Here is a 13,091-nt window from a genome sequence, read left to right on the forward strand (position 1 = left end):
CAATACGGTCAGGATCCACGGCAGCTTGGGTTATCAAACCCCGGCGGCCTTCGGAGCCGCCCCGTAACGAAAAGTGTCTACGAAAGTGGGGTCAGTCCACAAGGCCCCTGTGCCGTCGAGCAACCAAAGAACCAAAAAACCAACGAACCAAACCACAAAATCAGGCTTCTTCCGGCGTCGCCAACTTGAATCCCATCCCCTGCACGGTGTGGAGCAGCTTGTGCTCGAACGGGCGGTCGATGCCCTTGCGCAGGTTGTAGACATGGCTTCTGAGCGTGTCGGAATCGGGCAGGGTGTCGCCCCAGAGTTCGTTTTCGATCTGCTCGCGGCTGACCACCCGCGGTGACTCACGCATCAGGACTTTCAGGATTCGCATCGCCGTGGGCGAGAGGGTGATGCGCTCGCCGGCGCGCTCGACGCGCATCAGGCGCGGGTCGAACACCAGGTCGCCGACCTTGAGCTGGCCCTCGCCGGTCTCGCCGCGGGCTCGTCGGATCAGTGCACGCAGGCGCGCAATCAGCTCTTCGGTTTCGAATGGCTTGACCACGTAGTCGTCCGCGCCGGCATTGAAGCCCTCGATCTTGTCATCGAGCTGGTCCCTGGCGGTGAGCATGAGGATGGGCGTGGACACGCCGTCGTCGCGCAGCTTTTCCGCCACGCGAAAGCCGTTGATGCGGGGCAGCATCAGATCCAGCACGATCGCGTCGTAGTCGTTGTCGGTGACGAGGTTCAGCGCGATGGCGCCGTCTGCGGCAAAATCAACCGCGAATCCAGCGTCTTCCAGCCACGCGCCAATGGTGGCGGCCAGGTCGTCGTGGTCCTCGACCAGCAGAATCGTGGCCTGGCGGAGTGCTTCTTCGGACATTTTCTCGCTCCTTCACATCTGTGAATGGAGCTAGTTTAGGTGGGGAATGTCAACGCGGGGTGAAGAAATTGTTCGCTGGTTTGCTCGTTCGCTTGTTGGCTGGTTCGGCCCTTTTAACCGTGGGTGGGCGGCCAAGCCGCGACAGGTGGATGGCGCCTGACTTAGGTACACCTAGGATTGCCCTGGCTCCTTTGCATCGCGGCAAAGCCGCCCCGCAAATCCCGACGTGCCGAACCAGCGAACCAGCGAACCAGCGAACGAGCCAACCAGCCAACAGAATCTAGTCGCGCAGTCCTATCAGCCGGCAGAAACGGCCAATTTGGCCGCTCATCCGGGAAGCGGCCTCACCGCTTCATATAGTTGAAGAACTCTTCGTTGGTCTTGGTGACCTTGAGCTTGTCGAGCATGAACTCGATGGCCTGCGATTCGTCCATGGGGTGGAGGATGCGACGCAGGATCCAGGTCTTCTGGAGCTGGTCGTTGCCCACCATCAGTTCCTCGCGGCGCGTGCCGGAGCGGTTGATATCGATCGCCGGATAGACACGTTTTTCGGCGATACGGCGGCTCAGGTGGATCTCCATGTTGCCGGTGCCCTTGAACTCCTCGTAGATCACCTCGTCCATCTTCGAACCAGTGTCGACCAGGGCGGTGGCGATGATGGTCAGGCTGGCACCGTCCTCGATATTGCGCGCCGCGCCGAAGAAGCGCTTGGGCCGCTGCAGGGCATTGGCGTCCACGCCACCGGTGAGCACCTTGCCCGATGACGGCACCACAGTGTTGTAGGCGCGCGCCAGTCGGGTGATCGAATCGAGCAGGATGATCACGTCGTGCTTGTGCTCGACCAGGCGTTTGGCCCGCTCGATGACCATGTCGGCAACCTGCACGTGGCGCGTGGCGGGCTCATCGAAGGTCGACGAGATCACCTCGGCGTCGACGCCGCGCTCCATCTCGGTCACTTCCTCCGGGCGCTCATCGATGAGCAGGATAATCATGTGGGTTTCCGGGTTATTGGCCCGGATCGCCGTGGCGATGTTCTGCAGCATCATGGTCTTGCCGGCCTTGGGCGGGCTGACCACCAGGCCGCGCTGGCCCTTGCCGATGGGCGCGATCAGGTCGATGATGCGCCCGGTGATGTCCTCGGTTGAGCCGTTGCCGCGTTCCAGCAGGAATTGCTCGCGCGGGAACTCCGGCGTGAGGTTTTCGAACAGGATCTTGTTTTTCGACTGCTCAGGCTTGTCGTAGTTGAGTTCCTCCACCTTGAGCAGGGCAAAGTAGCGTTCCGAGGACTTGGGCGGGCGAATCTTGCCGGAAATGTAGTCGCCGGTGCGCAGGTTGAACCGCCGGATCTGCGAGGGCGAGACGTAGATGTCGTCGGGCCCGGCCATGTAGGAGGCCTCGGCCGATCGCAGAAAGCCGAAGCCGTCCTGCAGTATCTCGAGCACGCCATCGCCGTAGATCGCATCCTTCTTCTGGGCCTTGGCCTTGAGGATGGCAAAAATGACGTCGTGCTTGCGCGAGCGCCCCATGTTGTCGATGCCGAGTTCCTCGGCCATCTCAACCAGTTCTTTGGCGGATTTCTTCTTGAGTTCGGTAAGGTTCATCGCTTGAATGTCTTTACGGGAGTTCATTGGTCGCGCCGCGGGCGAACAGGGAGGTTCACCGGTCGCGGTGACCGGAAAAGATCATGGTCAGGTTCTATCGCATGTTGCCCCGGAGGTCCGGGAAAGGTAATGGGAAATCAGGAACTGCCGGACGGTGATCCGCCCCGATTGGCCGTAAAGTTAGCACCATTCGACGGCCGAGTCCAGCCGTGGCGTGCAAATCCGCCGGACCGCAGGGGTCCGGCGTGAAAATCTCTAGATGGTCTCTTCAACGAAAGACTTCAGCGCCGATTTGGTCAAGGCGCCCACCTTCGTGCCCTGGTGCTCGCCGTTTTCGAAGATCATCAGGGTCGGGATGCCGCGAATCTTGTAGCGGCTGGTGACCTGCTGGTTTTCGTCGATGTTGAGCTTGGCGATCTTGAGCTTGTCACCGTACTCGTCGGCCAGTTCGTGCAGGATGGGCTCGATCATCTTGCACGGCCCGCACCACTCGGCCCAGTAATCGACCAGGACGGGGCCGTCGGCCTTGAGAACGTTGTCCTCGAAATCGTTGTCGGTTACATGAATGATATTGTCGCTCACGGCTCGTATTGCTCCTTGCGGTAGGGTTTGCGGCGGCGATTTGCGTCCGCGCTCGGCAGGAACGGACGAATGACAATATACTATGCCATGCTCGCCGGTGTGTTGATTTTCCCGTAAAGACCGAATCCGGATGGCGTGTAGCCGTCCACAATCACACGCTAGGTCAAGGCAACCACTCAGAATTTCAAGGACGACATCATTTCCGTGACCGAAAACAATGGCGCCCAGCAGGTGCTGACCGAGACCCGTTTCGATTCCTTCGACCTTCACCCCGACATCCAGCGCGGCCTGGCGGATGCCGGTTTCGAATACTGCACGCCGATTCAGGAAAGGACCCTGCCGCTGGCCTTGTCGGGTCGCGATGTGGCCGGCCAGGCCCGAACCGGTACCGGCAAGACCGCGGCTTTCCTGCTGGCCGTTTTCCAGCGCCTGCTCTCGCCCGACTCGATCGGCCCCGGGCGGAATCCCCGCTCGATCATCATCGCCCCCACGCGAGAGCTGGCCATCCAGATCCACCGCGATGCCGAGCTATTGGGAAAACACACCGGCCTGCGTTCGGTCCTGACCTACGGCGGTGTCGATTACCACAAGCAGCGCGAGCAGATCGCCGCCGGCGTGGACATCCTCATCGGCACGCCCGGGCGCCTGATCGACTACCTCAAGCAGGGCGTCTACGACCTCAAGGTCACCGAAGTGGCCGTGCTCGACGAGGCCGACAGGATGTTCGATCTGGGCTTCATCACCGACATCCGCTACCTGTTCCGCAAGATGCCGCCGGTCGACAAGCGCCAGACCCTGATGTTTTCGGCCACTTTCCCGCTGAAAGTCACCGAACTGGCCTACGAGCACATGAACGAGGCCGAGACCATCCGCTTCGAGGAGGAGCAGGTCACCAGCGACCGCGTCCACCAGGTGGTGTACTACCCGTCCAACAGCGAGAAGCTGCCGCTGCTGGTCAAGCTGCTCAGGGGCATGGTCGACGGGCATGTGATGGTCTTCGTCAACACCCGCCACGAGACCGACCGAGTGGCGAGAACGCTCAAGGCGAATGGATTCAATGCCGCCATGCTGGCCGGCAGCGTGCCGCAGAAAAAGCGCCAGACCCTGCTCAAACGCTTTCATGACGGCGAGCTCGACGTGCTGGTCGCCACCGACGTGGCCGCGCGCGGTCTGCATATTCCCGACGTCAGCCACGTGATCAACTACGACATGCCACAGGAGGCCGCCGACTACGTCCACCGCATCGGCCGTACGGCCCGCCTGGGTGCAACAGGCGATGCCATCAGCTTTGCCTGCGAGGACTATGCCTTTCACCTGCCCGAGGTCGAGGAATACATCGAGATGGAACTGCCCGTCGAGCAACACGATCCCGACGATCTGCCCGAGCTCGAACGGCCGGCGCCGCCGCCCAGGAAGAGCGGCAAGAAAAAGGGTGGCCGGCGCGGTGGTGGCAGGGGTCGCGGCGGTCCGAACAGGGGCAGTGGCTCGGGTCACAGGAGATGAGGTCGGTTAGCCGGCTGTCGCCGGCGTAAGCAGGGTCATATTCACAACGGACGACCTGCCGGCCTTGAACCGCGCGTAGCTATGCGCGCCCATCCTTGCGGTGTTGCGTTTGTTAAACCAGCGAACAAGCCAACCAGCCAACGGTCCTCCCCGTCTGTGCTAATCTCCCGCCAGATGCAATCCCCGGAGCCGAATCGTTCGTGTCCGCCATGATGTCACCCGCCTGGTCGTCGCGACTGGCCATGCTCAGCAGCGCGGTTCTGGTGCTGGCGGTGGTCTGGCTGGTCGTGCGGTCGATGTGGCTGGTGCTCGGGGGTGTTTCCGTGGATTCGGCGCCGGCGCTGCCGGTACCCGAGATATCCGAAGTTGGCGGCGCCAGCGGCGAGTTCCGCTGGAACCTGTTCGGTCGTTCTGCCTCGCCGGCGGTAAGGCTGCAGCCCGTTCCCGTTTCCGACAGCCGCTTGCGCCTGAAAGGCGTCGTGGCCGGTGACCGCGGGTACGCCATCATTTCGAGCAGCGGTTCGGGCGAGGACGTCTTCCGCGTGGGTGACGAACTGCCCGGCGGCGGCGAAGTGGAGACGATCGAGTCACGCCAGGTGATCATCCTGCGCGACGGTCGTCGCGAGACGCTGGCCATGGATCCCGATGCCGCGAGCGGTGCCCGGCGGGCAAGCCATACGTCCGGATCCGAGCAGGTCGCCGATGAGCCGTCGCAGCAGCTGCCCGGTATTCGCGGATTCAGCGCGCCGGAAGGCGCCAGCGTCGCCTCGTTGCCGGAGGCCGCGCGCTCGGCCGGGCTGGACGCCGGAGAGCTGGCCCAGTCCATTTCGGTCATGCCGGTTTCCGGCGGCGGATTCCGGGTCAGGCCCGGCCGCAACGCTCGCCTCTTCCAGGCCCTGGGCCTGGAGGTCAACGACGTCGTTCTGTCGGTCAACGGTCAGCCGCTGGAGTCGGCTCAGGCCGTGCAGGGCCTGTTCTCCGACGTCATGTCGAGCGGGGAAGTGTCGATCAAGGTGCGTCGCGGCGAACGGGAAATGACGCTGCGGCCTGATATCGAGCAAATCATGGGGAGTCTGCAATCACAATGATTCGAACAATTCGACTGGCCGCCGTCCTGCTGGTTCTGTCCATGCCCGCTTTGGCGCAGGAGGCGACCGAAGACAACGGCCACGTGCTCAACTTCAAGGATGCCGACATCCGGGCCCTGATCACGACCGTGGCCGACATGACGGGGCGATCCATCATCGTCGATCCGCAGGTATCCGGGCAGGTGACGGTGATCTCCTCGCAGTCGCTCGATGACGAGGAGGTCTGGCAGGTTTTCCAGTCCATCCTGCGCGTGCACGGTTACACCGCCGTGGGAGATGAAGATACCGTGCGGGTGGTGCCGGACGTCGACGCCCGCCAGGATGGCCGGGTGCCGGTCGACGACATGCGCGGCGGTGGCGACGAGCCGGTTACCCGCATCATCCAGCTCGATCACGTCGACGCCGGCGAGGTCTCGCAGCTGCTGCGCCAGTTGCTGCCGCAATCGGCCTACATGGTGCATCACGAAAGCTCCAACAGCCTGGTCGTCAGCGACCGCGCCACGAATATCCAGCGCATCGAGACCATCATCGAACGCCTGGACGCGGCCATTGACCAGGAAGTCGAGGTGATCTCGATGTCGCATGCCGACGCTGGCGAAGTCGTACAGCTGATCAACCAGATCTATCCGGCCAACGGCGGGGCGCAATCGGCGGTGGCCGACGAGCGCACCAATACCGTCGTGCTTTCCGGCGACCCGGCCCGGCGTCTGCGCTTGCGTACCCTGATCAGCCACCTGGACACACCCCTGGAGTCCGAGGGCGGCACGCGGGTGATCTACCTGCGCTATGCCACGGCCGACACCCTGGTGCCCGTGCTCGAGGGCATGCTGGAGCTCGACTCGGAAGAGGGCGCCAAGGCGCGCATCCAGGCGCACGGCGAGACCAATGCATTGGTCGTGACCGCGCCGCCTTCGACTTACCGCTCGATCGAGTCGGTCGTCGATCAGCTCGACGTCCGACGCGCCCAGGTGCTGGTCGAGGCGATCATTGCCGAGGTCGCCATGGATACCAGCCGGGAGCTGGGCATTCAGTGGCAGGCATTCGAATCGGGTGATACCGGGTTCTTCGGCGGAACGAACTTCGAGTCCGGCGGCAATAACATCATCAATCTCAGCGCCGGGCTCGGTCGGGGCAGGGACGAGGGCAGCCGGCTGTTGCCGGGTCGCGGTCTCAACCTGGGTTACGTTGGCGGCACGACGGAGTTGCTGGGCATGGAACTGCTCGAGATCGGCGGTTTGGCTCGTGCACTGGCCAGCGATTCCAATACCAACGTGCTGTCCACGCCTTCGATCGTGACCCTCGACAACCACGAGGCGAGCATCAACGTGGGCCAGGAAGTACCTTTCCTGTCGGGGAGTTTCTCCAGCCAGGGCCTTTCCACGAGCGAAGGCCAGGTCAATCCTTTCCAGACCATCAATCGTGAAGAAATCGGCGTCAAGCTCAACGTTACCCCGCACATCAATGAGGGTGACGCGATCATGCTCAATATCTCGCAGGAGGTCTCGACCCTGGCGCCCTCGACCGGTGCGGTCGACCTGATCACCAACAAGCGCACGATCTCCACGCGCGTGATGGTACCCGACGGTTCCATGCTGGTGCTCGGCGGCCTCATCAGCGACGACGTGCAGGAAGGTCGCGAAGAGGTGCCGGGACTGGGGCGAATCCCATTGCTCGGCGAACTGTTCCGCTACCGCACCAGCAGCAAGGTCAAGCGCAACCTGATGGTGTTCATCCGGCCGCAGATCCTTCACGATGAAGCCCTGATGGACAGCGTGACGCGTTCGAAATACACCCGCATCCGCGACCTGCAGCTCGATCAGCGCGAGTCGGTCAATGGTCTGGGGCGCAAGGAACAGATGCCGCTTTTGCCCGAACTTGAAGCGTTCATGCAGGCCTCGCCGGATACGTCGCGCGAATCGGGCCAATCCGGTGACTCGAGCCGCGATGGCCAGTGAGTTCCGCCCGGCCTATGGCTTTGCGCGCAAGCGCGGCGTCACGGTGGCCGGAAGCGACGGCGAGGGCCGGACACGACTGGTGGTGCGCGAACCGGTCGACGTAGCCGCCGTGCAGGAAGTGCGTCGCCGGCTCGATGGCCCGGTTCGGATCGAGCGCCAGTCGACGGTCGACTTCGATCGGCTGATCACGGAACTCTACGAGGCCGGCGACGCCTCGGCCCGGCACGCCGCCGAGGATCTCGGTGAAGAACTCGACCTGGCGCGCCTGGCCGAAGATTTGCCGGAGCCGGCCGACCTGCTTGAATCCGAGGACGACGCGCCGATCATCCGCCTGATCAACGGCGTGCTCACCCAGGCCATTCGCGAGGGCGCTTCGGATATCCACCTCGAACCCTTCGAGGAGCGTCTCTCGATCCGCTTCCGCGTCGACGGTGTTCTGCGCGAGGTGATGGCCCCGGCGCGGGGGCTCGCCGGACTGATTGTCTCGCGCATCAAGGTCATGGCGAGCCTCGACATCGCCGAAAAGCGCGTCCCCCAGGATGGGCGCATCGGCCTGCGCATTGCCGGGCGGCCCGTCGATGTTCGCGTATCGACGCTGCCCTCCAATCACGGCGAGCGCGTGGTGCTGCGGCTGCTCGACAAGCAGGCCGGTCGCCTCGACCTCGCCGAACTGGGTATGGACGAGGCCACCTGCGATCGCATGGAGTCGCTGATCCGGCGCCCGCATGGCATCCTGCTCGTCACCGGGCCGACCGGGTCGGGCAAATCGACCACGCTTTATGCCGCGCTGATGCGGCTCAATGACCGAAGCCGCAACATCATGACCGTCGAGGACCCGATCGAATACGACCTCGACGGCATCGGCCAGATCCAGGTCAACCCCAAGGTGGACCTGACCTTCGCGCGCGGTCTGCGCGCCATCCTGCGCCAGGATCCGGATGTGGTCATGGTCGGTGAAATCCGTGACCTCGAGACCGCGCGGATCGCGGTTCAGGCCAGCCTGACCGGCCACCTGGTGCTGTCGACCCTGCACACCAACACCGCAGTGGGCGCCATTCCGCGCCTGGTCGACATGGGGGTCGAGCCGTTCCTGCTCGCCTCCAGTCTGATCGGCGTGCTGGCCCAGCGCCTGGTCCGTGTGCTCGATCCGGATACGCGTGAGGCCTACACCCTCGACGTTTCCGAACTCGGTCGCCTGGGCTTGAGCGCCGACGGGCCGGCCACGCTGTATCGGCCGCGGGCCGACCTGCCGGCCGACCAGTCCGGCTATCACGGCCGTACGGGGATCTACGAGCTGGTGCCGGTCAACGAAGCCATGCGCGGCCTGGTCCACGACGGCGCAGCCGAGCAGGCGCTGGAGAACCTGGCCCGCGAGCTCGCCCCTTCCATCTTCGAGGACGGGTGGCGCAAGGCGCTGGCGGGCACGACCTCGCTGGAGGAGGTGCTGAGGGTGACGAGAACAACTTGACTATGGGGGTTCGGGGTTCGGTGTTCGGGGTTCGGGACAACCGGCGGCAATCGAGAGCCGTTCGCTCGGAGCCCATCCGGAACCCCGAATACCGAACCCGGAACCCCATTTTTTAAATGCAAGCATATGAATACCAGGCACTGACCGAAACCGGCGCGACCAGCCGCGGCGTGGTCCAGGCCGATAGTGCCCGTGCGGCGCGCTCGCAGTTGCGCGATCGCGGTCTCATCGTGCTGGATGTGCAGGGTGTCGACGATGGCCGGCGACGACAGGGCGATAGCCTGGGCGGTCAGGGCCGGGAGCGCGCGCTGCTGCTGCGGCAGATGAGCACGCTGCTCGTCGCCGGCCTGCCGCTGGAAGAAGTGCTTTCGGTTCTGGTCGAGCAGGCCGATCAGTCGCGCTCCCGCCGCCAGCTCGGCGCCATCCGCGCGCGCGTCATGGAGGGGCAGAGCCTGTCGGCGGCCATGGCCGAGCAGCCGCGCCTGTTCCCCCCGCTCTACAGCGCCTCGGTCGCCGCGGGCGAGCGGGCCGGTGCGCTCGACGCCGTGCTCGACCGGCTCGCCGGCTTCGCCGAGCAGCGCGAGGAAATGCGGCGCAGCCTTTCGCTGGCGCTGGTCTATCCCGTGGTGCTGACGGTCATTGCCATCGCCGTGGTCTGGGGCTTGATCGGCTTTGTCGTGCCGCGCGTCGTCGGCGTGTTCGAGCAGGCCTCGCGCGAACTGCCGCTGCTCACACGCAGCCTGCTCGCCTTGTCGGACTTCATCGCCGGCTGGGGCTGGCTGGTGCTGGTCGTTCTGGTGGTCGCCGCCTTCGCTGCGGTTGTGGCGCTGAGACGGCCCGTTCTCCGCCAGCGTTTCGATGCCTGGCTGCTCACGGTCCCGGTACTCGGCCGCCTGGCTCGCTCGCGCGAGACCGCCACGCTGACGCGCACCCTGGCGATACTGGTGACCAGTACGGTTCCCCTGGTGGATGCGCTGCGCGTGGCCGGGGAGGTGGTCGGTAATCGGCAGATCCGGGCTGATGTCGCCATGGCGGGAGCCCAGGTTCGCGAGGGCGTGTCCTTGACGCGTGCACTGGGGCAGTTCGACTGGCTTCCGCCGATGGCCCGGCGCCTGCTTGCCGGCGGCGAGCGCAGCGGTGAACTCGCCCCGATGCTCGAACAGGCGGCGCGTCTGCAGGAGCGCGAACTCCAGTCGGCCAGCCAACTACTGCTGGCCGTCCTGCAGCCGGCGCTGATTCTGTTCGTCGGTCTGGTGGTGCTCTACATCGTGCTCGCCATCATGCTGCCGATCATGTCCATGAGCCAGCTGCTTTCCTGAGACCATGGTCACGAGTGAACACATGATCCGCTTCGAGCAGGTCGCCAAGCGCTATCCCGGCGGCATCCAGGCGCTGGGCGATATCAGTTTCGAACTGGCTCGCGGCGAGATGGTTTTCCTGACCGGGCACTCCGGTGCCGGAAAGTCCACCCTGCTCAAGCTCATCGCGCTGCTCGAACGGCCGAGCCGGGGGCGGGTGTTGTTCGACGGACGCAATGTCGGCCGTCTTTCTCGCCGCCAGATTCCCTGGCTGCGAAGACAGATCGGCATCGTGTTCCAGGAGCACGCCCTGCTCAGCGATCGCCGGGTGTTCGACAATGTCGCGCTCCCGCTGGTCATTGCCGGAGTGGCTTATCCGGAAATTCGCCGGCGGGTCAGGGCCGCCCTCGACAAGGTCGGCCTGCTCGACAAGGAGCGTTCTTACCCGCCCATGCTTTCAGGCGGGCAGCAGCAACGCGTCGGTATCGCGCGCGCGATCGTTGCCAAGCCGGCGCTGCTGCTGGCCGATGAACCGACCGGCAATCTCGACCCCGACCTTTCGGCCGAGCTGATGCAGTTCTTCGTGTCTCTCAACGAACTGGGGACCACCGTGCTGATCGCCAGCCACGACCTGGACCTGATCCGGCGGCTACAGCGCCGGGTGCTGGTGCTCAAGGACGGCACGCTGGCCGATGACGTGCCGGCCCGGCAGGTGGCTGTCTCGTGAGCCGGCGGACCGGCGGTCAATCCGGCGGCATAACCTGGCCAGGCGGGCTGCGCGCCTGGGGGCGACGGCACGCCTACAGCCTGTTGTCTTCGCTCGGCGCGCTGGTGCGCCATCCGTTGGCGACCTTCATGACCGTGGTCGTTCTGGCCATTACCCTGAGCCTGCCGACCGGGCTCTACATCACGCTGGAAAACGCCGAACGCATCAGCGCCGGGTGGGAGCGGCTGGATACCATCTCGGTCTTTCTCGACGTCGAGCTCGAGGACCGTGACGCCATGCGGCTGGCCTCACAGCTGAGTGCGCGACCGGGGATCGTGGCGGTCGACCCGATCAGCCCGCAGGAAGGCATGGCCGAATTGACCGGGCGTCTGCGGCTCGATGACGTGTCCGGAAAGATTGAAACCAACCCACTGCCGTGGGTGCTGGAGGTTACACCGGAGAGCGGCCAGGATCCTCAGCAACTGTCCGCGCACCTGCAGGAAGTCGGCGGTGTCGACCAGGTGGTCATCGACCTACAATGGCTCGAGCGCCTGCAGGCGATCCTGGCCGTGCTCGAGCGACTGGCCGTCGTACTGGGCCTGCTGTTCGCCGTAGCGGTCATTTTCGTGATCGGCAATACCATCCGGATGGATATCCACAATCGTCGGGAGGAAATCCGGGTGCTGTCACTGGTCGGGGCCACGGACGGTTTCGTGCGCCGCCCCTTCCTCTACTCGGGGTTCTGGTACGGCCTGGCCGGCGGTTTGACCGCCTGGGTGGTCGTGGAAATCGCATTGCTGGCGCTCTCCGGCCCGATTGCACGGCTCAGCGGCTCTTATGCGAGCGATTTCGATCTGGCCTCGCCGCCGCTCGAGATCGTCGCCATTCTGGTTCTGGGCAGCGGAATTCTGGGTATTGTGGGTTCATGGCTGGCCGTTGGCAGGCATCTGAGAAGCCTCTGAGGCGGGCGATAATCACGGCGCCTGCTGGAAACAGGCCTGGTCGCCCGATACGCCTTCATTGATCACGCAAAGCGGTTGACTTGTAAAACGGTATCGGCCACAATTGCGGGCTTCGTCTGGAAAGTCGGGTAGTCGGAACGTCCGTATCGGGCGTGATGCAGGATTTCCGGAGGGGTACTCAAGCGGTCAACGAGGGCAGACTGTAAATCTGCTGGCTTAGCCTTCGCAGGTTCGAATCCTGCCCCCTCCACCAGGTTTCGAGGTTTGGAAGAAGTCGGTTAATTCAGGCGGGTGTAGTTCAACGGTAGAACCTCAGCCTTCCAAGCTGATGATGTCGGTTCGATTCCGATCACCCGCTCCAGCGTTTATCGACTCGGTGTTGCGACAGGCGGCCGGGTCGACGCCCGGGCCGCAGGCCCGGAGCCGCGAAGCGAAGCCGATTGCGGTCATGTGCCGCAATCGGCGAGCAACAGCTGCCACGGGTGGTTCGTTGCCGGTTTTAAGTTGAGCGCCCACGTAGCTCAGGCGGTAGAGCACTCCCTTGGTAAGGGAGAGGTCACTGGTTCGAGTCCAGTCGTGGGCACCACGATCATCGACGACTTGAAAGTAAAACAAAACGGAGTGTTGAGGCATGTCCAAGGCAAAGTTTGAACGCACCAAGCCGCACGTCAACGTCGGCACGATTGGTCACGTTGACCACGGCAAGACGACGCTGACGGCGGCGCTGACGAAGGTGTGTGCGGAAGCGCGCGGCGGTGAGTTCCGTGCGTACGACCAGATTGACAATGCGCCGGAAGAGCGCGAGCGCGGCATCACGATTGCCTCGGCGCACGTCGAGTACGAATCCGACAGCCGCCACTATGCGCACGTGGACTGCCCGGGTCACGCCGACTACGTGAAGAACATGATCACGGGTGCGGCGCAGATGGACGGTGCGATCCTGGTGGTTTCGGCCGCGGACGGTCCGATGCCGCAGACGCGCGAGCACATTCTGCTGGCGCGCCAGGTGGGTGTTCCGTCGATTCTGGTTTACCTGAACAAGGCCGACATGGTCGACGATGCC

Annotated in this window: 11 protein-coding genes and 3 tRNA genes; 11 read left to right on the top strand and 3 right to left on the bottom strand. The window is 64.1% G+C overall.

From position 1 onward, the window contains the following. Positions 1-160 precede the first annotated feature (160 nt). The 3 genes from ACDC66_RS15010 to trxA form a co-directional block, all read right to left on the bottom strand. A complete protein-coding gene (locus ACDC66_RS15010) occupies positions 161-865 on the bottom strand; it encodes a response regulator transcription factor (protein WP_376697552.1) in 705 nt (234 codons plus the stop codon). A gap of 344 nt (positions 866-1,209) precedes the next feature. Next, a complete protein-coding gene (rho, locus tag ACDC66_RS15015) occupies positions 1,210-2,466 on the bottom strand; it encodes a transcription termination factor Rho (RefSeq protein WP_376697553.1) in 1,257 nt (418 codons plus the stop codon). Between the two features lie 255 nt (positions 2,467-2,721). Continuing rightward, the gene (gene trxA / locus ACDC66_RS15020; RefSeq protein ID WP_376697554.1) at positions 2,722-3,048 is read right to left on the bottom strand and encodes a thioredoxin TrxA; all 327 of its coding nucleotides are present in this window, start codon (positions 3,046-3,048) and stop codon (positions 2,722-2,724) included. A 204-nt stretch (positions 3,049-3,252) separates the two neighbouring features. On the opposite strand from trxA, the gene ACDC66_RS15025 reads away from it, so the two are divergent. From ACDC66_RS15025 to ACDC66_RS15075, 11 genes are all read left to right on the top strand, one after another. Further along, on the top strand, positions 3,253-4,551 hold the full coding sequence (locus ACDC66_RS15025) for a DEAD/DEAH box helicase (RefSeq protein WP_376697555.1): 1,299 nt from the start codon (positions 3,253-3,255) through the stop codon (positions 4,549-4,551). 209 nt (positions 4,552-4,760) lie between these two features. Further along, the gene (locus tag ACDC66_RS15030) at positions 4,761-5,639 is read left to right on the top strand and encodes a type II secretion system protein N (RefSeq protein ID WP_376697562.1); all 879 of its coding nucleotides are present in this window, start codon (positions 4,761-4,763) and stop codon (positions 5,637-5,639) included. Further along, a complete protein-coding gene (locus ACDC66_RS15035) occupies positions 5,636-7,594 on the top strand; it encodes a secretin N-terminal domain-containing protein (protein ID WP_376697556.1) in 1,959 nt (652 codons plus the stop codon). Before ACDC66_RS15030 ends, ACDC66_RS15035 begins: the two co-directional genes overlap by 4 nt. Next, a complete protein-coding gene (gspE, locus tag ACDC66_RS15040) occupies positions 7,584-9,062 on the top strand; it encodes a type II secretion system ATPase GspE (RefSeq protein ID WP_376697557.1) in 1,479 nt (492 codons plus the stop codon). The genes ACDC66_RS15035 and gspE overlap by 11 nt, the downstream gene beginning before the upstream one ends. Positions 9,063-9,178: 116 nt before the next feature. Then, positions 9,179-10,381: a type II secretion system inner membrane protein GspF gene (gspF, locus tag ACDC66_RS15045; protein ID WP_376697558.1), complete on the top strand. Its 1,203-nt coding sequence runs from the start codon at positions 9,179-9,181 to the stop codon at positions 10,379-10,381. A gap of 22 nt (positions 10,382-10,403) precedes the next feature. After that, positions 10,404-11,087 carry a cell division ATP-binding protein FtsE gene (gene ftsE / locus ACDC66_RS15050; RefSeq protein WP_376697559.1) on the top strand — a complete coding sequence of 228 codons (684 nt, stop codon included), beginning with the start codon at positions 10,404-10,406 and terminating at the stop codon, positions 11,085-11,087. After that, complete coding sequence (ftsX, locus tag ACDC66_RS15055; protein WP_376697560.1) at positions 11,084-12,028, top strand: permease-like cell division protein FtsX; 945 nt, start codon at positions 11,084-11,086, stop codon at positions 12,026-12,028. The genes ftsE and ftsX overlap by 4 nt, the downstream gene beginning before the upstream one ends. 168 nt (positions 12,029-12,196) lie before the next feature. Further along, positions 12,197-12,281 (top strand) — tRNA-Tyr (locus ACDC66_RS15060). Between the two features lie 34 nt (positions 12,282-12,315). Continuing rightward, positions 12,316-12,389, top strand: a tRNA-Gly gene (locus tag ACDC66_RS15065). Positions 12,390-12,538: 149 nt separating this feature from the next. Further along, positions 12,539-12,614: transfer RNA gene (locus ACDC66_RS15070), tRNA-Thr, on the top strand. Between the two features lie 45 nt (positions 12,615-12,659). Beyond that, on the top strand, positions 12,660-13,091 hold a 432-nt coding region (locus ACDC66_RS15075; RefSeq protein WP_376697561.1), incomplete at its 3' end, for a GTP-binding protein.

Source organism: Wenzhouxiangella psychrophila, assembly GCF_042310375.1.
In the GTDB taxonomy this organism is placed as follows: Bacteria; Pseudomonadota; Gammaproteobacteria; order Xanthomonadales; family Wenzhouxiangellaceae; genus Wenzhouxiangella.

Excerpts from the sequence above, each read along its gene's own strand:
- ACDC66_RS15010 (WP_376697552.1), bottom strand. The coding sequence starts at position 865 with ATGTCCGAAGAAGCACTCCGCCAGGCCACGATTCTGCTGGTCGAGGAC.
- rho (WP_376697553.1), bottom strand. The coding sequence starts at position 2,466 with ATGAACCTTACCGAACTCAAGAAGAAATCCGCCAAAGAACTGGTTGAG.
- ACDC66_RS15030 (WP_376697562.1), top strand. The coding sequence starts at position 4,761 with ATGATGTCACCCGCCTGGTCGTCGCGACTGGCCATGCTCAGCAGCGCG.
- ACDC66_RS15035 (WP_376697556.1), top strand. The coding sequence starts at position 5,636 with ATGATTCGAACAATTCGACTGGCCGCCGTCCTGCTGGTTCTGTCCATG.
- gspE (WP_376697557.1), top strand. The coding sequence starts at position 7,584 with ATGGCCAGTGAGTTCCGCCCGGCCTATGGCTTTGCGCGCAAGCGCGGC.
- gspF (WP_376697558.1), top strand. The coding sequence starts at position 9,179 with ATGCAAGCATATGAATACCAGGCACTGACCGAAACCGGCGCGACCAGC.
- ftsE (WP_376697559.1), top strand. The coding sequence starts at position 10,404 with ATGATCCGCTTCGAGCAGGTCGCCAAGCGCTATCCCGGCGGCATCCAG.